The organism is Spongiibacter nanhainus, assembly GCF_016132545.1.
Classification (GTDB): domain Bacteria; phylum Pseudomonadota; class Gammaproteobacteria; order Pseudomonadales; family Spongiibacteraceae; genus Spongiibacter; species Spongiibacter nanhainus.
The window spans coordinates 1859040-1883204 of sequence record NZ_CP066167.1; the positions used below are offsets into that span (position 1 = coordinate 1859040).

Here is a 24165-nt window from a genome sequence, read left to right on the forward strand (position 1 = left end):
AAGCGATGAAAATTTGGGTCGATGAAAATATCCCCCTGGCCGAGACACTGTTCGGGCAATTGGGAGACGTGGTGCCCTTCGCCGGACGCACATTGGGCCATGGCGATGTGCAAGAGGCCGATGCCCTGGTAGTGCGCTCCGTCACCCAGGTAAATGCGTCGTTGTTGGCCGGCAGCCGGGTGAAGTTTGTGGGCACCGCCACCATAGGGGTCGACCACCTGGATCTGCCCTGGTTGGCGCAGCAGGGTATTACCGTGTGCAGTGCGCCGGGCAGCAATGCTCAGTCTGTGGCGGAATACGTGCTCAGTGCACTGGCGGCGCTGGGCACGACGCTGGAGGATCTGCTGGCGGGGGGCTGTGTGGGGATTGTCGGTTTTGGCAACGTGGGTCGGCAAGTGGCCCGCTGTTTGGCGGCGCTGGGCATTGCCTATCGCGCCTACGACCCCTGGATGCCAGACGACCTGGATCCCAATTTAACCGACCTGGACGCCGTTACCGCCAGCCAGGTGCTGTGTTGTCACGCTCCGTTGGTAAAAGACGGCGCCCACCCCAGTTATCATCTGCTCGGTGTTGAGGATCTGACTCGACTCGATACCGGCGGTGTGCTGCTCAACGCCGGGCGGGGCGGGGTTTTGGATACCGAGGCGCTGCTGTCGCTGAAGCAACAGAGGCCAGATATTGCCCTGGTCATGGATGTCTGGGAAAACGAACCGGCGATTGATCTTTCCCTAGCCCAGCAGTGCGCTATCGCCACGCCTCATATCGCCGGGTATAGCCTGGATGGCAAAATTCGCGGTGCGGTGATGATTGCCCGGGCATTGGCGCAACAACTGGGCGCATCGCTGGATGAGGCAGTGTTTTCCCAGTCTTCGGCAGAGGTCAAAGTCCCCGCCAGCGGGGAGGGCGCTCATTTTATCCGGTCGCTGATCCACAGTGTTTATGACGTCCGGGAAGACGACCAGCGCTTTCGCCATATTTTAACTGGGGATGTGGCAGCGGGCTTTGATCGACTTCGTAAAGACTACCCGGTGCGGCGAGAACTGGCCGCGTGTGATTTCGACTTCCCCGGTGGACTCAGCGAGCAGCAGCGGGATTTGTTGCTGGCACTCACCACACCGACTGCAAATTTATGACGACGATGAATTCCGCCACTGTTTTCCGGCTCGGCCTGATTGTGAACCCCTTGGCAGGTCTGGGTGGGCCGCTTGGGATGAAGGGCAGTGATCACCTGAGTGATAGCGAAAAGGCCGCCGACTCCCGGGCGTTGCCACGGTGCCGGCGCAGCTTGGCCATGCTCACGCAGCGCTTTCCCGGGCGGCTAGAAATTGTCGGCTTCGACGGGGTAATGGCCGGCGATATAGCCGCGGAAGTGGGAATCCCCTTCCTGCCGGTGGGTTCACCGGCCAATCCCCGGGCGACGGAAGCCGCTGATACCGGCGCCGCGGCTAGGGCCATTCAAGCTGCCGGGGTCGATCTATTACTATTTGTGGGTGGCGATGGCACGGCTCGGGATATTTGTAGCGCGGTGGGCACATCTCTGCCGGTGTTGGGGATCCCTGCGGGTGTCAAAATGCACTCCGGTGTCTATGCCACTAGCCCCGAGTCGGCGGCAGAGCTTGTTACGGCGTTGATCAATGGGCAATTGGTGGATATCGGCGAAGAGGAGGTCAGGGATATCGACGAATCCGCCTTCCGCCGAGGGCAGGTCAGGGCCCGCCACTACGGTGAGCTTTGGGTGCCTCGTTTCGGTCAGTTTTTGCAGCGGGTCAAAGACAGTGGGCGGGAAGTGGAGTCCCTGGTGTTGGCGGAAATCGCCGATGACCTGATCGAAACCATGGAGCCGGACTGCCTGTATTTGATTGGCCCAGGCAGTACTACCGCTGCGGTGATGACACAGTTAGGGCTGGATAACACACTGTTGGGCTTTGACGCCGTGGCCGATGAGCAATTGCAGGGCAAGGACCTGTCAGCTGCCGATATTGCGGCGCTATTGGATGACTGGGAGGGGCCGGTTAAGGCAGTACTCACAGTAATACCGGGGCAGGGACATTTACTGGGGCGGGGCAATCAGCAGCTGACCCCAGAACTGCTGCGGAGAATAGGGCGGGACAACCTGATTGTGCTGGCCACCAAAAGTAAACTCGCCGAACTCCAGGGCAGGCCACTGCTGCTGGACAGCAACGATCCGGAGCTGGATCGACAGTGGAGCGGTTTTATTCCCGTCATCACCGCCTATCGGGATGCAGTGATGTACCGGGTCGAGGGCTGTGGAGCGACAAATGACGGCCACTGAATCGGGTTTTGCGGCTCAGGCTGGTACTGAGCAATGGCCGGAGCGTTTGGGCCCACAGGCGGTGCGGCTGTTTCACGGCCGCGGCGATTGTTATCCCGGCTTTGAGTTTTTAACGGTCGATTATTTTGCTCCGGTGTTGTGGGTAGTGCTTTACAAGCGGGCTGTGCCGGCGGTTTGGGAGAGCATAAAAGCCCAGCTGCGGGATACCCTGAAAGACCACTGCGAGGTTGCGGCCGTGCAGCATCGCTACGATAGGCACGCCCCCCTGGAGTTGTTATGGGGTGAGCTGCCAGTCAGCCCCATCGCCAGGGAAGGGCAACTGGCCTTTCAGTTAACGCTGGGCGGGCGGCAAAACCCCGGTTACTTTATGGATATGCGCCCTGCTCGGCAGTGGCTGGCTCAGCGGGCACAGGGCAAACGGATTCTGAATTTGTTTGCCTATACCTGCGCGTTTTCGGTGGCGGCGATGTCAGCGGGCGCGTCATCGGTGGTCAATATCGATATGAGTCGCTCGGCAATGCGCCAGGGCCGGGACAACCATCGCCTGAATGACCTCGATGGCAAAGAGGGCACTACCTTTCTCGGTCACGATATCTTTCGCTCCTGGGGCAAGCTTCGGCGCCTGGGACCCTACGATGTGATTATCTGTGATCCACCGTCCCGCCAGGCGGGAAGTTTTGATGCAGAGAAAGATTACCCCCGGCTGGTGCGCCGTTTGAGCGATATGCTTGCGCCCCAAGGCAGTGTGCTGGCCTGCCTGAACGCCCCCTATCTGGGAGAGGCGTTTCTAAGGGAGGTGTTAGCGGCCAATGCTCCGGATTTGGAATTTGTTGAACGCCTGCCGGCCCGGGCGGATTTTCCCGACCGAGACCCGGACCGGGCGCTGAAGGTATTGCACTTTCAGCGCTGCAATTAGTGTGAACAGGCCCTAGCTAACCGCCTGGAGCTGCTTGCGGTAACCCCGTAAGAAATTGGCGAAGCGATCAATCGCATCTTCCATATCAATCTTGTTGGGCAGGAAGACTATGCGCACGTGATCCGGGTGGGGCCAGTTAAAGCCGGTGCCCTGCACCAGTAGGATTTTCTCCTGGTTGAGGAGATCCAGCACCAGTTGTTCGTCGTCGTGAACCGGATAGACCTCAGGGTCCAGCCTGGGGAACATGTAAATAGCGCCGGCGGGCTTGCTGCAGCTGACACCGGGAATGGCATTGAGCATCTCCCAGGCCAGATCCCGCTGCTCCAACAGGCGGCCGCCGGGGAGTATGAGCTCATTGATGGACTGGTAACCACCCAGTGCCGTTTGAATGGCGTGCTGGGCCGGCACATTGGCGCACAAGCGCATGGAGGAGAGGATGTTAAGACCCTCTATATAGTCCGTGGCACGGTCCTTGGCGCCGGAGACAATCATCCAACCGCTGCGGAAGCCAGCCAGGCGATAGGCCTTGGAGAGGCCGTTAAAGGTCAGACACAACACATCGCCGGGCAGACTGCCCAACGGCACGTGGACGGCATCGTCGTAAAGAATTTTGCTGTAGATTTCGTCGGCAAAGATAACCAGGTTGTGTTTTTCGGCGATATCCACCAGTTGCTGCAACAGCTCTCGGCTGTAAACCGCCCCGGTGGGGTTGTTGGGGTTGATAATGACAATCGCCTTGGTGCGCTCGGTGATTTTGCCGCAGATGTCCTCGACGGAGGGTTGCCAGCCGTTATCCTCGTCGCACAGATAATGCACCGGCGTTGCGCCACTCAGGGAGACCACGGCGGTCCAAAGCGGATAGTCCGGCGCCGGTATTAACACCTCGTCGCCAAAGTTGAGCAGGGCCTGGGTGGCCATGGTGATCAGTTCACTGGCGCCGTTGCCCAGGTAAATATCGTTGACTTCAACACCCGGAATGCCGATTTTCTGGCACTCCTGCATCACCGCTTTGCGGGCGGAGTAGAGGCCCTTGGAGTCGCTGTAACCCTCGCTCTCGGGAAGCATATGGATCACATCCTGGATGATTTCGTCCGGGGCGTTGAATCCAAAGGGAGCGGGGTTGCCTATATTCAGTTTGAGAATGCGATGGCCTTCGTCCTCCAGCTCGTTCGCTCGACGCAGGACAGGACCCCGAATGTCGTAACATACATTGGCGAGTTTGTCGGACTTGTTGAAAGGGCGCATGGCATCTGTCTACTGTAATTACGTTGGCGATCGCTGCGGTATCGTCTCATGGGGCGCCAGGCGGTAGTATCGGTAGTGACCAATACGCCGCGACCTAAAATGGCGTCCCGCGTGTTCAAACCGCAAGCTCATTATCATTATACGTCCCCAAACGCTTATAAGTGGAGAGAAAATGATGGAAAAAATCGCGAAAACCCCAGCCCAGTGGCGGGAACTTTTAAGCGACGAGGAATACCACGTGTGCCGGGAAAAGGGCACGGAGAGGGCGTTTACCGGCGAGTACTACAATGAGAAGGCAGCTGGGGTGTATCGTTGTCGCTGCTGCGGTGAGCCGCTGTTTGACTCTGAGACCAAGTACGACTCCGGTTCGGGCTGGCCCAGCTTTTATCAGCCCATCGACAACGAGGTGGTAGCCGGCCACCGTGATACTAGTCACGGCATGTTGCGAGAGGAGGTGACTTGCGCCCGCTGTGACGCCCACCTTGGCCACGTTTTCAACGATGGACCTGCACCCACGGGGCTGCGCTACTGCATCAACTCACTGTCGCTAAAGCTGGAAAAGCGTGACGCGGAGTGACGCGAGTCCGTGATTGACAAAAAATTGCAATAAACAGCACCTTACGGCTTGACGTAGCTAGGTCGCCTCCCTAAAATTCGCGCCACTTTGCAACGGGACGTCGCTATTCAGTGATGATTCGTTTGAAAGTGTTGCGGCGTCCCCTTCGTCTAGTGGCCTAGGACACTGCCCTTTCACGGCAGTAACAGGGGTTCGAGTCCCCTAGGGGACGCCATTTATTTTTGGCTGGTGGCAACGCAAGTCGCGCCGGTAACGGGGTTAGCAAGTCTTTTGGCTAGCACAATACCTCCATGTGGAAAGGGCTGTAGGTCAGGCGTTTTTCACTGCAGTTAAACAAGCGTAAAGAAGCGAAAATTCGCAGGAAATTGGCCTTGACGGCTCAACACACTGCCTCTAAAATTGCCGCCTCTTTTCGCAGCCCGGTCAAACCGCAAGGTGAAATCAGGCAGAGAAGTTTGCAGCGTCCCCTTCGTCTAGTGGCCTAGGACACTGCCCTTTCACGGCAGTAACAGGGGTTCGAGTCCCCTAGGGGACGCCATTTATTCGCCACTCGGCGCAGTCGAGTTGCAACAAACTCTGAGGCGAAGCAGAGTTTGCATCCGGCCCAGGTCGGAGTCCCAAGCGGGAATAGCTCAGTTGGTAGAGCGCAACCTTGCCAAGGTTGAGGTCGCCGGTTCGAACCCGGTTTCCCGCTCCAATCTCTAAAACACCTCCCAAGTCATTTGTTGCGCAGAAATAGCCAACCTTGCCGAGGTTGAGGGCGGACGGCGAGTCTCGCCGGTTCGAACCCGGTTTCCCGCTCCAATCTCTACAACACCTCCCAAGTCATTTGTTGCGCAGTAATAGCCAACCTTGCCGAGGTTGAGGGCGGACGGCGAGTCTCGCCGGTTCGAAACAGCTTCCCGCTCCAATCTCTAAAACACCTCCCAAGTCATTTGTTGCGCAGAAACAGCCAACCTTGCCGAGGTTGAGGGTGGACGGCGAGTCTCGCCGGTTCGAAACCCTTTCCCGCTCCAATCTCTGCAACACCCCCAAGTCATTTGTTGCGCAAAAACAGCCCACTTTGCCGAGATTGAGGGCGCCGTGTTCTCAACGTCCTGAGTCTTTTTCCTTTCTATTTAAATCAGATAGGGACGTTATCCGTACAAGCTCAGTGCATCCCGAACACTTGTGCCCGCAAATCACGGTAGCGATTACCGTCATGGGCTTGGGTGCTTTGCTCTGGTGAGTCCAGAAAGTAACGGTCTTCCAAAGCCTGATAACGCTCCAGTTCCTCGTCGCCAAGAAAGTGCAGACACTCGCCGCCAAAGCACCACAGCAGGTCCCGGTGTACCGAGGGCATGATGTCGGGGAAATGGGTGACGATGGTGCCAATTAATTGCTGGCCGAGGGCGGGATAGTCGCCGCCCGACTGCAGCTCCGACTGGCACTGCCGAAGTGTGTCCATGAGTCCGTCGGCGGCCTCCTGGCTGTGCAGAGGGTCGCCAGCCAGGGTTTTTTGGCAGTGATCGATCAAGTTGTCCAACAGCGTGGCGAAGTAGTCGAGTCGCGGATTCACAGGGCCTCCCGTATGTTTGTCTGGCGGCCAGTGTATTCGATTCCACTCCGTGGCAAAATAAGCGCCGTTTTTGTCCACTCATTTGCCAGGTAAGTGCGTCCCGGGTTTGGGACCAGAGGAGTACCATGACGAAAGCCCTCGAGATTCAGGGTTTAAGGAAAAGCTACGACAATGGCTTTGAGGCCCTTAAGGGGGTTGACCTCAATGTTGCCGAGGGAGATTTCTTTGCCTTGCTGGGCCCCAACGGCGCGGGAAAATCTACCACCATTGGTATTATTTGCTCGCTGGTTAAGAAAACGGCGGGCGAAGTCAAAGTATTCGGACACTCCATTGATGACGAGCTGGCCTTGGCGAAAAAGGCCATTGGCATCGTGCCCCAGGAGTTTAATTTTTCCAACTTTGAACCGGTCTGGGACATCGTCGTCAATCAGGCGGGTTACTACGGTTTGAGCCGCAGTGTGGCTCAGGAGCGGGCGGAGCGTTATCTTCGCCAGCTGGATTTGTGGGACAAGCGCCATACCGCGGCGCGGATGTTGTCTGGCGGTATGAAGCGCCGCCTGATGATTGCCCGGGCTTTGGTTCACGAGCCGCGTCTGCTGATCCTCGACGAGCCCACGGCTGGCGTCGATATCGAATTGCGCCGATCCATGTGGCAGTTTCTCACTGAGATCAACCGCCAGGGCACCACGATTATTCTCACTACCCACTATTTGGAAGAGGCGGAGAGCCTGTGCCGCAATATCGCCATCATCGATAAGGGCGAAATCATCGAAAACACCACCATGAAGGCGCTGCTGAAACAGCTGCACCGAGAGGTGTTTATTCTCGATGTGAAAGAGTCCCTGCCTGAGGATATCTCCATTCCGGGATTTGAGTGTTTGCGCCGGGACGAACATTCATTGGAAGTGGCGCTGGAGAAAGGCTCGTCGCTGAACGAAGTTTTTGAGCAATTGAATCGGCAGGGCTTGGTGATCAGCAGTATGCGCAATAAAGCAAATCGTCTGGAAGAGTTATTTGTTTCGCTTCTGGAGAAAAACGGCGAGGGCGGTGGCTCACTATGACATTTAATGAACAGTGGATTGCCTTTATCACCATTGTCCGCAAAGAAGTGCGACGCTTTTTGCGCATCTGGATGCAGACGCTGTTGCCACCGGCAATCACCATGTCGCTGTACTTTATTATCTTCGGCGCGTTGATTGGCTCCCGCATTGGTCAAATGGGCGGCTTCAGCTACATGGAGTTTGTGGTGCCGGGGCTGATTATGATGTCGGTGATCACCAATGCCTATTCCAATGTGGTGTCGTCTTTTTTTGGCGCCAAGTTCCAGCGCTTTGTTGAGGAGATACTGGTGTCGCCGATGTCCAATAACACGGTGTTGTGGGGCTATGTGGTGGGTGGCGTATCCCGTGGCTTGTTAGTGGGGCTGATCGTGACTCTGTTGTCGCTGTTCTTTACCAAACTGCATATCCAGCACCTGGGCATCACCATCGGCATTGTTGCTTTAACCTCAGTGATGTTTTCACTGGCTGGCTTTATCAATGCGGTCTATGCCAATAATTTTGACGATGTCTCTATCGTCCCGGTGTTTGTATTGACGCCCCTGACTTACCTGGGCGGCGTGTTCTATTCGATCGATTTGCTGCCTGAGTTCTGGGCCAACGTGTCGCGGCTCAACCCCATGCTTTATATCGTAAACGCCTTCCGCTATGGCGTTTTAGGGGTGTCGGATGTGAATGTGGGCTTTGCCTTTTTGATGGTGGGGGCATTCACGATGCTGGCTTATGGTTACTGCATGCATCTACTTAACAGTGGCACACGGCTCCGCCAGTAGCCGGAGGGGAGCAGGGCAATATGGCGTCCAGTGATTCACACGGCCCCCTTGGGGAGAAGGTTGCGCACCCGGAGCACTACGATCCGGGTGTCCTGCACCCCATAGAGCGCCGGCAGGGACGGGCGCGCTTGGGGATAGCCGAGCTGCCATTTTGTGGCGAGGATATCTGGAATGCCTATGAGCTGTCCTGGCTGGACAAAGGGGGCAAACCCCGGGTGGCCTGCGCGGAATTTCGGATTCCTGCCGATTCGTCCCATATTGTGGAATCCAAGTCACTCAAGTTGTATCTCAATTCTCTCAATCAGCAGCCCTTTGCCTCTGCAGACGAGCTCGCCAGCTGTATTCGCAAGGATCTCTGCACGCTTCTTGGAAGCCCCTGCGAGGTCGCGCTGATTCTCCCGGAGCAGTGGGCATCAGCCCTGGCGGTATCGGCTCCGCAAGGTGAGTGCCTGGATAATTTGGATATAGCCATTGACCAGTACAGCCCTGAGCCTGGTTTGTTACGGGCAGATGCCAGTAAACCCGCGGTATCAGAGTGGCTGTACAGCAACCTGCTGCGCTCACGCTGCCCGGTAACCGGTCAGCCCGACTGGGCAACGGTGGAAATTGCATATCGCGGCGCGCCTATCCATCGCGAGGGGCTGTTGGCCTATTTGGTCTCCTTCCGGCGCCAGGACGATTTTCACGAGCACTGCGTTGAGCAAATCTTTGTCGACATCAGCCGCCGCTGCCAACCCGAATCGTTGACAGTATCGGCTCGCTATCTGCGTCGAGGCGGCCTTGATATCAACCCCTGGCGGAGCTCTGAGCCCACCCATACCCTGGCTAACCGGCGCCTGCCGCGGCAGTAGTAATCCTAATTAAATCAGTGGGGTAGTTTGCCGGTAGGTAGTTAACCGGATGGCGCCCAATTCACTGCTCCCCAGATAATAACGATAGTCGTTTTGTACAGGGAGTAAGAGATGTTGATAGCCAGTTATGTGGTCGGTTATGACCAGTTTGAACGGGTAGGACACCTGGGCGTCGACAAGGTTTTTCCCGCCGATATGGATCGGAGTCACTATGAACTCTGCAGTAGTGGCGAGTCAGGCAGTCGCCGTCACGATTTGTTGATATTTTTCCCCAATGCCTCGATTCCTGTGGAAGTGATTTGCCTTCCCAATCTGCCCGAACTTGTTGTCGAGACGATGAATACCGGTACTCAGCTACCGGTGGTGGATTTTTCCAACGGCCGGGTGATAAGGGTAAGTGGTTTGGCGGCCCAACGGCTGCAGTGCGCCTAAGTCGAGGAGTGGCAACAGAACGTGACAATCAGGCCTGATTCTATCCCTCGCTGTACTAGCTATTCCCTGCACGGGCCGGTTTCCAGTGTTTGTGTATGGCCCGAGCAACGCCGAGTAACTTACGCGGGCAATTTTTCTGCCCAGCTGCCGGCTGTGGTACGGGCCAAAATACGCGGTGATTGTCGCTGGGCGGTGACTTCCAGCTCACTCAATTGTTTGTTACAGCGGACTGCGGAGAAGGTCGAAAACGCTTCCAAGGCCTCAGACACAGCGGAATAATTAGGCGCTTCGCTATCGTCCAACGCAAGGCTTGTTTATGATGCTCCCCATCATCCGGAGTAAGGAGCGAAGACTGTGTTCGATAGCAAGCAGGCCCAAGCAATAAAAACGATGCTTGAGCTTCAAGATGGCATGAATTCCAAGGTTCACCCCCAGTGGATTGAGCAGCAGTTTGCCTGGTACCGGGCTGCATGGATTGAGTGCGCGGAGCTGATGGACCACTATGGCTACAAGTGGTGGAAGCAGCAGCACTGCGATCTAGAGCAAGTGCAATTAGAGGTTATCGACATCTGGCATTTTGGCATGAGCGCCATGTTTACTCCCGGTGTCAGTCATGAACAACTGGCTGAAGACATTGTTGCGTCGCTCAAGGGCTGGGCGCCTCAGCGCGACGATGTGCTGTCTGCTACGGAAGCGCTGGCGGCCCACTGCTTGAATGAACGCGGGTTTTCCGTGCCCCTTTTCTGGGACCTGATGACGGCCTCAGGCCTCTCATTCGACGACTTGTATCGCCAGTACGTGGGTAAGAACGTCCTCAACTTTTTCCGTCAGGACAATGGATATAAGGAAGGAACTTACAAGAAGCTGTGGCAGGGAAGGGAAGACAATACTCACTTGGTCGAAATACTTAACGAGCTCGATGCCGGTGCCACAGATTTTGCCGATAATGTCTACAAAGCGCTTGGCGAGCGTTACGCCGGGGCCTGAGACATGAGTCGCGAGGGCCTTTCCACTTCTGCGCTGGCTCGCCATTTGGCGCTGCCTCTGCCGCAGTTGTTTACCTTACTGAAGGACTACGGCTGGATTCGCAAAGTGGAAGGTGGTTGGGAGCTGACCGCAAAGGGAGAGTTTGAGGGCGGGCGCTATATCAACAGCCGGCGGTACGGGCGCTACATCGTCTGGCCCGAGGAGATCGGCAGCCACCCGCTACTGCAAAGTTTGGAAAGCAATCGCCTGCTCTCGGTATCTGAGCTGTCCCAGCGCCTTCATGTCAAAGGCGCCATGATTAACAGAATTTTGGTGGCACTGGGTTGGATGCGGCCCGGTGTGTTGGGCTGGCGGCTGACCCAGGAAGGGCAGGCTCAGGGAGGGCAGGTTTTTGAAAACCAGACCAGCCAATTGAGTTACGCCCTTTGGCCTGAAGACGTGCTCCAGGATTCAGCCCTGCTGTGGTTTTGCCGACAGCTACTCGAGGCGGAGCAGTCTACATCGGAGCCAGGACAGGAAGGTGAAGACCTTTTTAGTGGTGCGACTGGTCAGGTAGTAAGCCTGGATGGCAGTTTGTGCCCCAGCCCTGCCCATCGAGTGATTGCCCAGTGGTTATACTTGGCGGGTATTCGCTATGCCATGCAGCAGCCCTTGCCTGGGATGGCTGAATTACAAAGCGATTTCTATTTGCCGGAGTTTCGCTTGTATCTGGATTACTGGGGGGATGCGGACAAACCGGATATCTTGAATAAGCGAATGCAGCGCAGCGAGTACTACCGGGAAAATGACGCCAGTGCAGTGGAAGTCTACCCGGAAGACCTCGCAGACCTGGACGATACGCTTGGTCGTCGCCTTATCGAACTGAACGTGACTTTTTATTAGGGCCTGTTGTTAGTTATCGCGCTCTGGTTCCCGGTTTTCTTAACTGGTTTCCTGGCTTTGATGTTTACTTAGACAGTTCCCTGTTGATCGCGGCTGCCAGCGCCAAATCTTTAGAGGTGAGCCCGCCTGCATCGTGGGATGTCAGGGAAATGTGGATGCGATTGTAGCTATTGGACCAATCGGGGTGGTGGTCGATCTTCTCGGCGCGCATGGCGACCCGGGTCATAAAGGCGAAAGCCTGGACGAAGTTGGCGAATTCGCACTCTTTAACAAGCGCGTCGCCCTCGTGCTTCCAACCCGCTAAATCCCCTAACGCTTCGGATATTTCCTGTTCAGTGAGCAAAACCGCCATTACTAACCCCGCGCAATAAATACTGTTGAGCCCACCGAGTTCTCAGTTCGGCGCTATTGCCCCTGAGTTAAGTAGACCCCACATTCCATATGATCAGTGTAAGGGAACTGGTCGAACAGAGCGAAGCGCTCGACCCGGTGTGATTTGGTTAATAGTTGCAAATCCCGACTTAGCGTTTTGGGATTGCAGGATATATAGACGATCCGAGGGATGCGGCTGATGAGTTCCAGGGTGGCGCTATCCAGGCCCGCTCTCGGTGGGTCGACCAAAGCACATTGTAGTTTAAACTGTTGCAGGTCCAGGCCCTCAAGGCGGCGAAACGCGCGCTCTCCATTGAGCGCTTGGGTCAGTTCTTCGCTGGCCATTCGTGCGATATCGACGTTGCCGATATTGTTGGCAGTGAAATTTTCTCTGGCAGCCTTGACCGAGGTTTTGGATATCTCAGTGGCCAGCACGCGGCGAAAGCGATCTGCCAATGGCGCAGTGAAGTTGCCATTGCCACAGTATAATTCCAGAAGGTCGGCGTCTTTTTGCTCTCCCACGCAGCGACGCGCCCACTGGATCATGGCGGTATTGATTACCGCATTGGGTTGGGTAAACCCCCCTTCGTACTGGCGGTAGTGATAATCCCTTCCCTCGATGCTCAGAGTCTCGGTAACAAAATCCCGGTCCAGGACGATTTTCTGTTTGCGTGCCCGGCCGATGATCTGAACACCCAGGTTCTCTGCGAGGGACTCTGCGGCAACACGCCAGGTGTCATCCAGTTTGCGGTGGTAAAGCAATGTAACCAGCATATCGCCGGCAAGGGTGGACAGAAACTCAACCTGGAACAGACGCTGACGTAAGGCAGTGGACGCTTTAAGGGCATCCAGCAACGTCGGCATCAACTCACATATTGCCTTGCTGGCAATGGGGAAGTCATCGACCCGGATAGGAACCTTGGGCGCTTGCGGGTCGAACATGGCGTAGTAAAGGTCATCACCTTCATGCCAGATTCTAAATTCAGCCCGCATTCTAAAGTGACTGACAGGTGAGGGCTCTACCTCGGGTTCGGGCAGCCCCAGGTCTGCCATGAGCTCGCGGGTTTTGGTGACTTTCGCAGACAGCAGGTTAGGGTATTGGCTGGTATCAATGGCACCGGGTGACATAACAGACTGCACTCTTTGAGTCGGGGTAATAAAAACTGAATCGGGTGAATAACAATCGGGCGAGCTCAGGAAAGTCGCTCGCGGTTGCGGTCCGTCCAGATTTGCTCAGCATCCCGCAGGCATTGATCTTCACTGCGCTCCGGGTGTCGCAGGTGTAGCGCAATAGCGATGGTGCCCTGTATCGCCAAACGGCCGTAGTCGCTTATATCGTCCTGCCGCCAGGCTTTACGGAGGTCTTCTATAGGCAGCGTGTCTAGCCAGGCTTGCCGACCGTCGACCATTTTGGGCCAGACAGTCTCGCCCAGTTCGCCATTAATAATGGTTTTGACCCGACACACCGCTTCCGGCTTGCGCTCAACTTCGCCGGCCTCGCCTTTGAAGACCGCCGCATTGGCCTGACCCAGCAAAGCGGCAGCCTGTTGGTGGCTGTCTGCATAGGCTGGGTGGAAAATACTTTGCATCGAGTAGGGTGCAGCAAAGGGGTTAATAAGTCGCGCCAAGGTGTGGACGGGGGAGCGCAAGCCAAAGTGATTGCGCAGGTCGATGATACGCTGCAGAGGCGGGCAGAGCACTCTGAGTGGTAAATAGGCAAAGTTGCCTTTATTCAAGGCGCTTTCGACGTCGCTCAATGCGTTTGCCAGAGGTTGCCCGAGTTCAGCGAGGACCTGCTCGCTATAAATACGCTGAGCGGTGTGCCCCGCGGCACCGTGCATGACAACCCGAACGCCACTATCTGCCAAGGCCAACGCCGCCAATAAATACCAGGGCTGTTGGCGGCGCTTGCCCGCGTAACTGGCCCAATCTAGGTCGACTGTAAGGTCGGGGCTGGGAATTGACGCGCGCACCGCTCTAACAAACCCCGCGAGTTCCTCACTGCTTTCTTCTTTTACTCGCAGCAACATGAGGAACGCGCCGAGTTGCACGTCTTCGACATCACCTCGCAATATCATGGCAAAGGCGTCTTCGGCTTCATTGCCGGTGAGAGAGCGAGAGCCCGTCTTTCCTTTACCAAGAATGCGGACGTACTGTGCGAATGGATGTTCTTGCATAAGCTGCTGCAGGCCTATTTTTGAGGAGCGACAGTTTACCAGCTAAGGCAATGCCGGTGTTGGCAGCATAGATCGACAAAACCCAAATAGTCGACGGTATTGCAAGCACCGGCGGGAATATTGCGGCTGACAAGGTCCTCTTCCAGTGCAAACACCGTGATTTGGCCGGGCCAGCTGTCATCCCGGCAAAGCAACACCGCATCCTCTATCAGTACAACGGTGTCGCCACCTGCCAGGCAAGGTTCGCAGCGTTGTACACCCTGGCGATTGCTAATGATGTGAAGACTGGCCTGAGACATTAAAAGCTCTGTACGCAGCTGGCTGCGGCGATCATTGTATGTAGGTCCGATGGTGTGAGCGGTGTGGCGCCTTCCAGTAGCAAAGCATCTCCCAGTTGATAGCGCTCCAAGTCCTGCTCGAGATAGTACAGGGGGTGAATACCAAAGGTCAGCAGGTCTCCAGCCTGCCTTTCCGGCTGATTGTGAGAGTGCAGTTCCCCGCTGGGTTTGAGTAGCTGTGTAATCCCCTCACCCGTAAATACGGCCTGGGTTGGGATATCGAACGCTGCCGAAGTCAGCGCCACATCCAGTGCTTCTCGTGCCAGGCAATTACCTCCGGGCGGGCGGGTAAATATAAACAAATTACTCATTGCGTGCCCCCAAAGCGCAGCACCCGGTCAGCGCTCTGTGTAGCTTCCACCCATTGCCCCAGGCCCCCCAGTCCGAAACCCGGGGCGAGATTCTCACTGCCCTCCGGTAAGTGGTGTCGGTGGGCCTCTGCGGCGCTCAGGACGCCCCGACGCAATGCGCTAGTGGCACAAACAATCAGTTCACTGCCGCTTTCTGAAGCCAATATTTGCCAAGCCTCATGGAAGGGTTTCTGAGATTGTGGAGGCACCAGCTTGGCGTTGCCGCAGTGCACGCCGTCGTGAAAGAAAAACACGCTGTGTAGCGCATTGCCTCGCTGTTTGAGGGCCAGGGCCACATTTAATGCGGTAGTGGGTGCCTGGTCGCGATAGGGATGGCCGGCGACCATGATCGCAAAGCTTAAGGGCATGGCGGAGTTGCTAGATTGAAAGGTAAAGGCCCCGCTTTGCGGGGCCTGAGAGTTTGCTATCAATCGCTGCTGGTAATACCCAGCAGGTGCAATAAATGGATAAACAGGTTGTAAATATCCAAATACAAGGCAACGGTGGCTCGAATGTAATTGGTCTCGCCACCGTGGATGATGCGGCTGGTATCAAACAGAATCAGGCCGGACATGATGAACACGATAGCGGCGGAGATCGCCATGGACGCCGCAGGCACCTGGAAAAAGAGGTTCGCGATGCTGGCGATAACTGCAACCAGAAGACCGATCATCAGGAAGCCACCCAGGAAGGAGAAATCCTTGCGGGTAGTGAGGACATAACCGGACAGACCAAAGAACACCAAAGCGGTACCGCCCAGTGCCTGCATCACCAGCTCTGAACCATTTGGTAGCGCCAGATAGGCTTGAAGCATGGGCCCCAGCGCAGCACCCAGCAGGCCGGTGAATACGAAGGTGGCGACCAGGCCTTTACTGGAGTTGGCAGTCGCGTTGACGACAAACAGCATGACCAAGCCGAGAATGGAACAGACCAGTCCCATCATGTGGCTCATATTCATTGCCATTGCGATGCCGGCAAAGAAAGCACTGTTAAGCAGCGTTAAGCCGAGCAACATATACGTGTTACGCAATACCTTGCTGGTGTCAGCAGAGGTGGCCGCAACGCCGCCGTGACTTTGGAACACTGACTTCTCTTGCATGATGTTCTCCACATCCCATTTATCAAACTGAGTGTTAATCATACGTGTGCCGCTAAGGCTTGAAAACACTTATCGGCATCCTTTAAGACTCGTTGACGCTATGCGGAGTTCCGTAGCGCTTAGAGCAAGAACGGGCGATCAGCTGGAAATTGACGGTGATAAACAGAAGGTTCGGTCGAGGAGGGAGTTATCGAGAGAATCTCGAGAAAAGATGGCGGAGGGGCAGGGATTTGAACCCTGGGAAGGGGTAAACCTTCGCCGGTTTTCAAGACCGGTGCATTCGACCACTCTGCCACCCCTCCGCGGCAGCGGCAGATTATACCTAGCTTTAATTCGGAAACAAGCAATTACCAATAAAGTCTTACAAATCAGGTTACTTAGTGACCATATTGGATAAAAAAACCCGGCCTATGCCGGGTTTAAGTGAATTGGCCAGTGCCTTTTCCAATCCAGAGTCTAGTTTCTGGGGTCGTTCGCCGCTCTAGGGGCAACTGGACGATTAGGGTCTGGTTGCGCACAGAGACTGGGGTCCAGTGCCGGCGGTTGTGGCCGCGCAGTAACCACCTCGAGATCGAAGTTGGTTCTGGGGGCCTCCCGGGGGTCATTGGCGGCCCGGCCTTGGGGGCGGACGGTCACTGGTGTGCTGGGCATATCGCCCTGGGGGCTCGCAGCTTGGCTAACCGGTGTAGCCGGTTTCGGCGCCGGTGACTCGGTGGTGGCCTCTTCAGGCTGTGGCTTGCTTTCAGTGTGGCTGGGGTTATTGGCAGCCTCGTTGTTGGCGGTTTCGCTGGCGGATTGCGGGGTGTCGACTTTGGCACCGGAATCCGTCTCACCTTGCGAAGCTGCCGACGTCGTAGGCGCTTCTGACTCGCTCTCGACAGGGGCCGCCGTCAATGGCGCCGGATCAATTTCCACCTCTTGGCGTGTGGCGGCAGGCTCGCTGTGCGGTGAAGTGGCCTCTGTGTGTGCTGCTGTATTCGCAGAGCTTGCTACGGCATCAGTCACCGCTGCTTCGCTAGGCGCTTGCTGAGTGGTTTTGACCGACTCAGTGGCTTGCTCAGAGCTGTCAGCCTGGGCCGTCGCCGCCTTATTTTCATCCTTCTCGGCTGCGGACGCGCTCGCTGGTACTGGCGCTTCAGTATTTTCAACTGCCGCACCGGTATTGGCATTAGCCTCGGGCGCAGTGTCCTGGGCCGCGGGTTTATCGGCTTGGGCAGATTTGGCGTCAGTAGCCTTGGTCGGTGCAGTGTCAGCTGCAGTCTTGGCATCATCGCTGGCTTGGGCCGGGTTTACCGCATTGCCCTGACCGTTTTCCGGCAATTCCTCCGCTGGAGCCGGCGTGCGCTTGCGCTCCTGAGGTCCACGGGGCTTGCGATTACCGGGTCGACGCTTGGGCCGGTTCTGGTTGCTATCGCTTTCGTCCTTTGGACTTGCCGCTGGTCCGTTGTCCTGCTCCTGCTTGGCCTGGGGCTTTCTGTCCTGATTGCGGTTACGGTTGCGATTGTCGTTTTTACCCCTGCCGCCGCCGCGGTTATCCGGTTTGTTGTCGCTCTTTTCAGTGGTTTTGGGGCCGCTATCAGCGCGAGACTCCTGGGGCGGTCGACGGCGGTTGTTATTGCGGTTGCCGCCACGGTTGTTGTTTGCATTGCCGCTACTGCGGCCCTTGTTGGCACTGCCGCCTTTATTGGTGGGGCGGGGCTTGGGTTCCGGCTCCGGTTGCGCCGGCTCGGGTGCAAACAGAGCGGCAAAGCCTTTGCCCAGTTTCGCCCAGAAGCCGCCCTCGGCTTTTTCCGGCTCTGATTTTTTCTGGGTGGGCTCCGGCTCTTGGCGGGGCGCCGGGGCCGGGGTGTTAGGGGCGAGGGTGCGCACTGCTGCCACCGGCGCCGGCGCGGCCGGGGCGATGTTGGCAGTGGTATCCTCTTCAGCGTCCACGTCAGTAGAGATTTTGTAGCTGATCTCTTCGGTGTCGCCGATATCGTTTTCGCGCAGGCGAACCACATCGAAATGCGGTGTATCCAGGTTGGTAGCGGGAATAACCACCACCCGCACGTCACTGCGGGCCTCGATGTCATGGATCGCCGTGCGCTTCTCGTTCAGCAGGTAAGAGGCGACGTTGACTGGCACAATGGCGCGGATTTCAGCGCTCTTTTCCTTGTTGGCCTCTTCTTCGACCAGTCGCAGAATCGAGAGAGCCAGGGATTTGGTGTCGCGAATGGTGCCCTGGCCGCTACAACGGGGGCAGACCTTGGCGCTGGTTTCCCCCAGTGAGGGACGCAGGCGCTGGCGAGACATTTCCAGCAGCCCGAAGCGAGAGATACGGCCAATTTGAACCCGTGCCCGGTCGGGGCCCATGGCTTCCCGTACCCGTTGCTCGACATTGCGTTGGTTTTTGGAGGCCATCATGTCGATAAAATCGACGACGATCAGGCCGCCGATATCCCGCAGGCGCAGTTGCCGGGCGATTTCGTCTGCGGCTTCCAAGTTAGTTTGCAGGGCGGTTTCCTCGATATCACCGCCTTTGGTAGCCCGGGCTGAGTTGATGTCGATAGACACCAGGGCTTCAGTGGGGTCGATAACGATAGAGCCGCCAGAGGGCAGGTTCACTTCCCGCTGGAATGCTGACTCAATCTGGGTTTCGATCTGGTAGCGGTTAAACAGCGGAACCGGGTCCTGGTAGAAACGCACTTTGTTCTTGAAGTGCGGCATGACCTGCTCGACGAACTGCATGGCTTCGCCGAAAGATTCCTCGGAATCGATCAAAACTTGGTCGATATCGTCCCGCAGATAGTCGCGAATAGCGCGAATGATGACGTTGCTTTCCTGAAGGATCAGCACCGGCGAGGGGCGCTCGTCGGCGGCCTGTTGGATGGCTGACCACAAGTGCAGCAGGTAGTCCAAATCCCACTGCAGTTCTTCGGAGCTGCGACCGATACCGGCAGTGCGGACGATAACGCCCATGCCGTCGGGGAGGGTGATGCTGCTAAGCGCCTCTTTGAGAGCGGCCCGCTCTTCGCCTTCGATGCGGCGGGAGATACCGCCGGCACGGGGGTTGTTGGGCATCAGCACCATATAGCGACCAGCCAGGCTGACGAAGGTGGTAAGCGCCGCACCTTTATTGCCGCGCTCTTCCTTTTCTACCTGGACAATAACTTCGGTGCCTTCCTTGACCAGATCCTTGATTTTGGCTCGGCCGTCGACGTCAGAGGGCTTGCGGTAGAAGTACTCTCGGGAGATTTCTTTCAGGGGCAGAAAACCGTGGCGCTCGGCACCAAAGTCGACAAATGCCGCCTCCAGGCTGGGCTCTACACGGGTGATTTTGCCTTTGTAGATGTTGGCTTTCTTTTGCACCCGGGTGCGGTTTTCGATGTCCAGATCGTACAGTCGTTGCCCGTCTACCAGGGCCACGCGCAACTCTTCTGGCTGAGTTGCATTGATCAACATTCTTTTCATGAGCTGTTAAATCCCAAGTGCCGGGATTTGTCAGTCCGCTCATGTGACGGATCTTCTTCAAGCGCGCGGCGTTCCTTGTGCTCCACTGGGAGTCCCCGAGATCCTCAATACTGAGGAGGGGTGGATTACCGCTGTGCCCGGGGTTCGGGCTGTCCAATTTTTCCGGGGGCTTTCTCGGGACTTGCTGTTAGTGTCGCTGTCCACCCGGTTGTCTCTCGTCTCAGTAACTGTGTTGCAGTTACTGCCTCGTGCAGGACTTGGCTTACGTTTAGCCACTTTACACGTCGCTGTTTGGCGTCTGGTATGACGCTGCTCAGGTCTGGTTCAGTCTTTACGTCGCTTATTCAGAGTTCTATCACACTCGCGGTGCTAACAAATATCGGCAATTTTGTTAGTGAATGTGTCGGCGCTACGTTAGACTTCGCCGGCACAGGTTTAGTATCTGGTGACTGTGTTACACAGTACATTAATTCAGTAAGCGAAAGGCTCAGAGCTCGTTGGCTCGGCGCAGTCATCGCTGACAGCAGTGCCTTGCATAACCTCGCGAAACGTTTCCCTGTGGTTTTCCTGTCAGCGTCATTCTGTTGCTGATCCGGGTTGGTTTCGGCATGCGCGCCACGCGCTGCTAGGGCGCACTGCTGCGGTCGAAGACTAGCAGGATTCAGCAAGCAACTCAATGAGTTATGTTCGCGGGAAAGTTGGGGAGCAGGTGGAGAAGCAGGTTTCAGACAACTCGGCGGTGCGTTGGGTTACGGTTGAAGACGAATTTGCCGGACAACGGCTCGATAATTTTCTAATGAGAGAATTAAGAGGTGTGCCTAAGTCTCGGATTTATAACGCCTTGCGCCGGGGCGAAGTCAGGGTCAACAAGGCGCGAGCCAAGCCGGCTTACAAATTGGTACCCGGCGATCAGGTGCGCATCCCGCCGGTTCGGGTCAAGCAAGCGACCACGACGTCTGTGCCCGGTGGGCTGGCGGAAAGGATTAAGGCGGCGATTCTGTACGAAGACGACGGCCTGCTGATCGTTAATAAGCCCTCGGGCCTGGCTGTCCACGGGGGCAGCGGGGTATCGCTGGGGCTGATTGAATCGCTGCGACAGATTTTTCCCGACCAAAAGCACCTGGAGCTGGTACATCGCCTGGATCGGGATACTTCCGGCTGTGTGATGGTGTCGAAGAAGCGTGCGGTGCTCAAGCAGCTCCACGAAATGCTCCGCTACAAACCCGGCGCCGAAAAAGGTGTTGATAAGCGTTATCTGGCACTGGTGGCGGGATCTTGGCCGGCTCGGAAGAGCCAGGTGAAGGTCGCGCTGGCAAAAAATGTGCTGCGCTCGGGTGAGCGGGTGGTTCGCGCCAGCCCCGAGGGCAAGTCGTCGCTGACGGAAACCCGCCTGTTGGGGCGCATCGAAGAAGCCAGCCTGATCGAGGCGCGGCCGATCACCGGTCGTACCCACCAGATTAGGGTGCATTGCCAGTACGCCGGCCACCCCATTATTGGTGACGAGAAATACGGCAATCCCGAGGCCAACCTTCGGTTCCGTGAAAAGGGTGTGAAACGCTTGTTTTTGCACGCCCGGTCGTTGGCTTTTGAATTGGATGGTCGTCGTATTTCTGTGCAAGCGCCCCTCCCGAAAGACCTAGAAAGTGTCGTAAGTAGTATAGATAAAATATTGAAATGATAATTATATTTGATTGGGACGGCACCATTATTGATTCCCGTGCCAAGATCGTAGGCTGTATGCAGCAAGCGGCAGTCGACTGCGATATGCCGCCGCAGTCGGAGGAGGCTATCAGCAATATAATTGGTCTTGAGCTGACATTGGCAATTCAGACTCTCTACCCTCAGTTGCCCCCGCCTATGATAGAAAAGCTCCGAGAGCGCTATGCACGCCGCTTTGTTGAGGCCGACGCACAGCCTTGCAATTTGTTTGCTCGAGTTGAAGAGACGTTGACGGCGCTACATCGCGACGGGCATCAGTTGTGCGTGGCCACGGGTAAGAGTCGCAAGGGCCTGGATCGGGTGTTTGGGCGCCTGCCCATCAGCGAATTGTTTGTGGCCAGTCGCTGCGCCGACGAGACTCGCTCCAAGCCCGACCCACTGATGTTGCACGAGTTGTGTGAGGAGTTGGCTGCCCGGCCCCATGAAGCGCTGATGGTGGGGGATACCGAATACGACCTGGCGATGGCCAAGGGTATTGATATGCCGGCTGTTGGGGTTAGCTATGGCGCCCATGCACCAGCGCGGCTGGCGGCCCTGCAACCGCTGGCCCTGATTGACTGTTTTAGTGAGTTACTGCCTATCGTCAATGGCCAGAGTGGTCACAGCACCGGATAGTTTTCCCGCTGTAGCATACTGATCAGTTCGATCAGCGGCAGACCTATCAGGCTGTTGGGGTCACGGCTTTCGATAGCCTCAAACAGGGTAATGCCCAAGCCCTCGACCTTGAAGGCGCCGGCGCAGTCCAGTGCAGGCTCCCGTTCCACATAACGTGCAATGGCGTCGTCGTCCAGGTCGCGGAAGCGGACCCGGGTCTGGTCAAGTGTGCTTTGTAGCGACTGTGTGGCGGTGTTGTAGAGCGCCAGTGCGGTGTGAAAAAGCACGGCATTGCCCGAGCAGCGCTTGAGCTGTGCAATTGCGGCCTCAGGCGTGCCGGGTTTGCCCATTGCCTGGCCGTTTAGGTCGGCCACCTGGTCGCTGGCGATGATTAGAGCGCCTGGGTGCTCGATGGCCACGGCGCGGGCTTTTTGCTCGGCCAGGCGCAGAGCGAGGTCCTGAGGTTTTTCTCCGGTCAGCGGGCTTTCGTCGATATTCGGCGCAACAGCGCGGATATTCAGGCCGAGTTTCTCCAGCAGCCCTCGCCGATATCGAGAGCTTGAAGCCAGTATTAGTGTCGGTGAGTTCGCGGTCATCCTGGCGGCCTCCCAAAGTGGCCGTACAAGGTAGCGGGTTTGACATCGATTGGCCAGCAAATGCCCGGAATCACTGCGATTTTGCTTTGACAAGCCCCCCCCAAATCCCTATGATTGCGCGCCTATGCAAAGACAGCCCCTGCCCAAGCAGGTCGATGCCCGCCGCTTTGCGACCAGTGGTGTTGATGTGACAGGTTTTTTGTCCGTCAAATCGCTGCCGCGTTTTGTTGAGGGATTGGCCAGTGACGACGGTGATGTAGACGTCGAGCTTCATTTCTATCGGGATGAGCAGGGCTTTTATCGCATTGATGGCCGCGCCTGCGCCCAGGTATCGCTTTTATGTCAGCGCTGCCTACAGGGAATGCCGGGGCAGGTCGATGCCGACTTTGAGCTGGCACTAGTGTGGAATGACGACCAGGCCAAGGCCTTGCCGCGTTCACTAGATCCGGTTGTGGTTGGCGAGGAAATGCTGGAATTGGCGGAAGTGGTGCAGGACGAGCTGATAGTCAGCACGCCCTATGTCAGTTATCACGCCCTCTCTGATTGCCCTGCGGCAGATGCTGTCAAAGGTGATCAAGAGGTGGATTCAGACGAGACACCGCAGCGGGAATCGCCGTTTTCTGTACTGGGAAAACTGAAATCCCCGGATTAATTGTTAAGAGGACTCATCAGCCATGGCTGTACAACAGAACAAAAAGACTCGCTCTCGTCGCGGAATGCGTCGTTCACACGACTCTCTGTCCGACGTGGCGCTGTCTGTGGATCAAACCAGCGGCGAAAAGCACCGTCGTCATCACGTTACTGCGGATGGTTTCTTCCGTGGCCGCAAGGTAGTTCCCGGTAACGACGATTAAGTTGTTGCGTGGCATCACTGCGAATAGCCGTTGATGCTATGGGCGGAGACTTCGGTCTCCGCACTACTGTTCCCGCCTCTATAAAAAGCCTCAAGCGCTGCTCTGATTTACACATCACCCTGGTGGGTGAGCGCGCGTCCATCGAAAACGAGCTCAAGCGACATCGCCGTGCCGACCTTTCCAGGCTGGAGATTCTTCACGCTGACGATATCGTGGCCGACGACGACAAGCCCTCCCAAAGCCTGCGCGACAAGCGCGCCTCTTCAATGGCTGTGGCCTTGGAAGCACTGCGCGATGGCCGGGTGTCGGCAGTGGTCAGCGCCGGCAATACCGGAGCGCTGATGGCCCTGAGCTGCATGATTGTGTCGCGGCTCCCGGGCGTTCGGCGCCCGGCAATATGCGCCCCGATACCTTCAATGCACGGCCATACTTACCTGCTGGATCTGGGCGCCAATGTCGATAGCGACCCGGCCAATCTCTACCAATTTGCCACCATGGGGCAAGCCCTGTCCCGGGTGGTGGATGATCTCGATTCCCCACGAATTGCCTTGCTCAATATCGGCGAAGAACTGATCAAAGGCACCCGCAGCGTCCAGGAGGCCGCAGCGCTGATTGCGGCAGATGAACATCTCAATTATGTCGGTTTTATTGAAGGCAATGCGCTGTTCAGCGACCGAGCAGATGTGGTTGTCTGCGACGGATTTGTCGGTAACATTGCCTTAAAAGTCTGTGAGGGCACGGCCAGTTTTATTGGGCGCCTGCTGCGGGAGCGTTTTCACCGCGGTATCTACGGTCGCGTTGCCGGTCTGACCATGGGGCCTTTATTTAACGCCTTTCATAAAAAGATCGATCCGCGCCGCTACAATGGAGCGGCACTGCTGGGGCTGCAGGGAGTCGTGGTAAAAAGCCACGGTGGTGCGGGTGTGGTCGGGTTCTCAGAGGCAATCAAGCATGCTTCTTTTTCTGTCAGGCGAGATTTGCCGGCGATGATCGCCGAGCAACTGGCGGCACACGCCAGTTCAAAAGATTAACGTTCAATAAGGA

Annotated in this window: 26 protein-coding genes and 4 tRNA genes; 18 read left to right on the forward strand and 12 right to left on the reverse strand. The window is 56.6% G+C overall.

Going from position 1 to position 24165, the window contains the following annotated elements:
* Positions 1 to 5 precede the first annotated feature (5 nt).
* Genes I6N98_RS08450 through I6N98_RS08460 form a run of 3 tightly spaced genes read left to right on the forward strand, consistent with a single transcriptional unit; the run spans position 6 to position 3209 of the window.
* Entirely contained in the window at positions 6 to 1133 is a 1128-nt protein-coding gene (locus I6N98_RS08450) for a 4-phosphoerythronate dehydrogenase (RefSeq protein WP_198571337.1), read from the forward strand.
* Positions 1130 to 2293 carry an ATP-NAD kinase family protein gene (locus I6N98_RS08455; RefSeq protein ID WP_232787517.1) on the forward strand — a complete coding sequence of 388 codons (1164 nt, stop codon included), beginning with the start codon at positions 1130 to 1132 and terminating at the stop codon, positions 2291 to 2293. The genes I6N98_RS08450 and I6N98_RS08455 overlap by 4 nt, the downstream gene beginning before the upstream one ends.
* The gene (locus tag I6N98_RS08460) at positions 2280 to 3209 is read left to right on the forward strand and encodes a class I SAM-dependent methyltransferase (protein WP_198571338.1); all 930 of its coding nucleotides are present in this window, start codon (positions 2280 to 2282) and stop codon (positions 3207 to 3209) included. Before I6N98_RS08455 ends, I6N98_RS08460 begins: the two co-directional genes overlap by 14 nt.
* Positions 3210 to 3221: 12 nt before the next feature.
* Here I6N98_RS08460 and I6N98_RS08465 read toward each other — a convergent pair whose 3' ends face one another.
* Entirely contained in the window at positions 3222 to 4454 is a 1233-nt protein-coding gene (locus I6N98_RS08465; protein ID WP_198571339.1) for a pyridoxal phosphate-dependent aminotransferase, read from the reverse strand.
* 175 nt (positions 4455 to 4629) lie between these two features.
* Between I6N98_RS08465 and msrB the strand changes: the two genes are divergently transcribed.
* From msrB to I6N98_RS08485, 4 genes are all read left to right on the forward strand, one after another.
* Complete coding sequence (msrB, locus tag I6N98_RS08470) at positions 4630 to 5031, forward strand: peptide-methionine (R)-S-oxide reductase MsrB (protein WP_198571593.1); 402 nt, start codon at positions 4630 to 4632, stop codon at positions 5029 to 5031.
* Positions 5032 to 5169: 138 nt separating this feature from the next.
* A tRNA-Glu gene (locus I6N98_RS08475) sits at positions 5170 to 5245 on the forward strand.
* A gap of 248 nt (positions 5246 to 5493) precedes the next feature.
* A tRNA-Glu gene (locus I6N98_RS08480) sits at positions 5494 to 5569 on the forward strand.
* Positions 5570 to 5652: 83 nt separating this feature from the next.
* Positions 5653 to 5728 (forward strand) — tRNA-Gly (locus I6N98_RS08485).
* Between the two features lie 453 nt (positions 5729 to 6181).
* On the opposite strand, the gene I6N98_RS08490 is transcribed toward I6N98_RS08485, so the two are convergent.
* Complete coding sequence (locus I6N98_RS08490; protein WP_198571340.1) at positions 6182 to 6589, reverse strand: PA2817 family protein; 408 nt, start codon at positions 6587 to 6589, stop codon at positions 6182 to 6184.
* A 125-nt stretch (positions 6590 to 6714) separates the two neighbouring features.
* On the opposite strand from I6N98_RS08490, the gene I6N98_RS08495 reads away from it, so the two are divergent.
* The 6 genes from I6N98_RS08495 to I6N98_RS08520 all read left to right on the forward strand — a co-directional run bounded on the left by I6N98_RS08495 (position 6715) and on the right by I6N98_RS08520 (position 11572).
* Entirely contained in the window at positions 6715 to 7650 is a 936-nt protein-coding gene (locus I6N98_RS08495; RefSeq protein ID WP_198571341.1) for an ABC transporter ATP-binding protein, read from the forward strand.
* Positions 7647 to 8420, forward strand: a complete 774-nt coding sequence (locus tag I6N98_RS08500) for an ABC transporter permease (protein ID WP_198571342.1) — start codon at positions 7647 to 7649, stop codon at positions 8418 to 8420. Before I6N98_RS08495 ends, I6N98_RS08500 begins: the two co-directional genes overlap by 4 nt.
* Positions 8421 to 8440: 20 nt before the next feature.
* On the forward strand, positions 8441 to 9271 hold the full coding sequence (queF, locus tag I6N98_RS08505; RefSeq protein WP_198571343.1) for an NADPH-dependent 7-cyano-7-deazaguanine reductase QueF: 831 nt from the start codon (positions 8441 to 8443) through the stop codon (positions 9269 to 9271).
* Between the two features lie 111 nt (positions 9272 to 9382).
* Positions 9383 to 9703 carry a hypothetical protein gene (locus I6N98_RS08510; protein WP_198571344.1) on the forward strand — a complete coding sequence of 107 codons (321 nt, stop codon included), beginning with the start codon at positions 9383 to 9385 and terminating at the stop codon, positions 9701 to 9703.
* Between the two features lie 390 nt (positions 9704 to 10093).
* Positions 10094 to 10690, forward strand: coding sequence for a dUTP diphosphatase (locus tag I6N98_RS08515; RefSeq protein ID WP_198571594.1), 597 nt, complete (start codon positions 10094 to 10096; stop codon positions 10688 to 10690).
* Between the two features lie 3 nt (positions 10691 to 10693).
* Positions 10694 to 11572: a hypothetical protein gene (locus tag I6N98_RS08520; protein ID WP_198571345.1), complete on the forward strand. Its 879-nt coding sequence runs from the start codon at positions 10694 to 10696 to the stop codon at positions 11570 to 11572.
* Between the two features lie 64 nt (positions 11573 to 11636).
* On the opposite strand, the gene I6N98_RS08525 is transcribed toward I6N98_RS08520, so the two are convergent.
* The 9 genes from I6N98_RS08525 to rne form a co-directional block, all read right to left on the reverse strand.
* The gene (locus I6N98_RS08525) at positions 11637 to 11924 is read right to left on the reverse strand and encodes a 4a-hydroxytetrahydrobiopterin dehydratase (protein WP_198571346.1); all 288 of its coding nucleotides are present in this window, start codon (positions 11922 to 11924) and stop codon (positions 11637 to 11639) included.
* A 53-nt stretch (positions 11925 to 11977) separates the two neighbouring features.
* Complete coding sequence (gene trmA / locus I6N98_RS08530) at positions 11978 to 13072, reverse strand: tRNA (uridine(54)-C5)-methyltransferase TrmA (RefSeq protein WP_198571347.1); 1095 nt, start codon at positions 13070 to 13072, stop codon at positions 11978 to 11980.
* Between the two features lie 65 nt (positions 13073 to 13137).
* A complete protein-coding gene (locus I6N98_RS08535; protein ID WP_198571348.1) occupies positions 13138 to 14121 on the reverse strand; it encodes a glycosyl transferase family protein in 984 nt (327 codons plus the stop codon).
* Between the two features lie 35 nt (positions 14122 to 14156).
* Positions 14157 to 14420: a DsrH/TusB family sulfur relay protein gene (locus I6N98_RS08540; RefSeq protein WP_198571349.1), complete on the reverse strand. Its 264-nt coding sequence runs from the start codon at positions 14418 to 14420 to the stop codon at positions 14157 to 14159.
* The gene (locus I6N98_RS08545; RefSeq protein ID WP_198571350.1) at positions 14420 to 14770 is read right to left on the reverse strand and encodes a DsrE family protein; all 351 of its coding nucleotides are present in this window, start codon (positions 14768 to 14770) and stop codon (positions 14420 to 14422) included. The genes I6N98_RS08540 and I6N98_RS08545 overlap by 1 nt, the downstream gene beginning before the upstream one ends.
* Complete coding sequence (gene tusD, locus I6N98_RS08550; RefSeq protein WP_198571351.1) at positions 14767 to 15177, reverse strand: sulfurtransferase complex subunit TusD; 411 nt, start codon at positions 15175 to 15177, stop codon at positions 14767 to 14769. The genes I6N98_RS08545 and tusD overlap by 4 nt, the downstream gene beginning before the upstream one ends.
* Before the next feature lie 59 nt (positions 15178 to 15236).
* Positions 15237 to 15908 (reverse strand): Bax inhibitor-1/YccA family protein, encoded by a 672-nt coding sequence (locus tag I6N98_RS08555; protein WP_198571595.1) that lies wholly within the window; start codon positions 15906 to 15908, stop codon positions 15237 to 15239.
* Positions 15909 to 16120: 212 nt separating this feature from the next.
* Positions 16121 to 16210: transfer RNA gene (locus I6N98_RS08560), tRNA-Ser, on the reverse strand.
* Positions 16211 to 16364: 154 nt separating this feature from the next.
* A complete protein-coding gene (gene rne, locus I6N98_RS08565; RefSeq protein ID WP_198571352.1) occupies positions 16365 to 19358 on the reverse strand; it encodes a ribonuclease E in 2994 nt (997 codons plus the stop codon).
* 676 nt (positions 19359 to 20034) lie between these two features.
* Between rne and I6N98_RS08570 the strand changes: the two genes are divergently transcribed.
* Positions 20035 to 21036 (forward strand): RluA family pseudouridine synthase, encoded by a 1002-nt coding sequence (locus tag I6N98_RS08570; RefSeq protein WP_198571353.1) that lies wholly within the window; start codon positions 20035 to 20037, stop codon positions 21034 to 21036.
* Entirely contained in the window at positions 21033 to 21692 is a 660-nt protein-coding gene (locus I6N98_RS08575; protein ID WP_198571354.1) for an HAD-IA family hydrolase, read from the forward strand. The genes I6N98_RS08570 and I6N98_RS08575 overlap by 4 nt, the downstream gene beginning before the upstream one ends.
* Here the strand turns inward: I6N98_RS08575 and I6N98_RS08580 are convergent.
* Positions 21677 to 22267: a Maf family protein gene (locus tag I6N98_RS08580; protein WP_198571355.1), complete on the reverse strand. Its 591-nt coding sequence runs from the start codon at positions 22265 to 22267 to the stop codon at positions 21677 to 21679. The two genes, I6N98_RS08575 and I6N98_RS08580, sit on opposite strands and share 16 nt — an antisense overlap.
* A gap of 124 nt (positions 22268 to 22391) precedes the next feature.
* Here I6N98_RS08580 and I6N98_RS08585 point away from each other — a divergent pair, with 124 nt between their 5' ends.
* From I6N98_RS08585 to plsX, 3 genes are read left to right on the forward strand one after another with little or no spacing between them, the layout of a single operon-like run.
* On the forward strand, positions 22392 to 22919 hold the full coding sequence (locus I6N98_RS08585; protein ID WP_198571356.1) for a YceD family protein: 528 nt from the start codon (positions 22392 to 22394) through the stop codon (positions 22917 to 22919).
* Positions 22920 to 22941: 22 nt separating this feature from the next.
* On the forward strand, positions 22942 to 23121 hold the full coding sequence (gene rpmF / locus I6N98_RS08590) for a 50S ribosomal protein L32 (RefSeq protein WP_198571357.1): 180 nt from the start codon (positions 22942 to 22944) through the stop codon (positions 23119 to 23121).
* Positions 23122 to 23129: 8 nt separating this feature from the next.
* A complete protein-coding gene (gene plsX / locus I6N98_RS08595) occupies positions 23130 to 24152 on the forward strand; it encodes a phosphate acyltransferase PlsX (RefSeq protein WP_198571358.1) in 1023 nt (340 codons plus the stop codon).
* Positions 24153 to 24165: the final 13 nt, after the last annotated feature.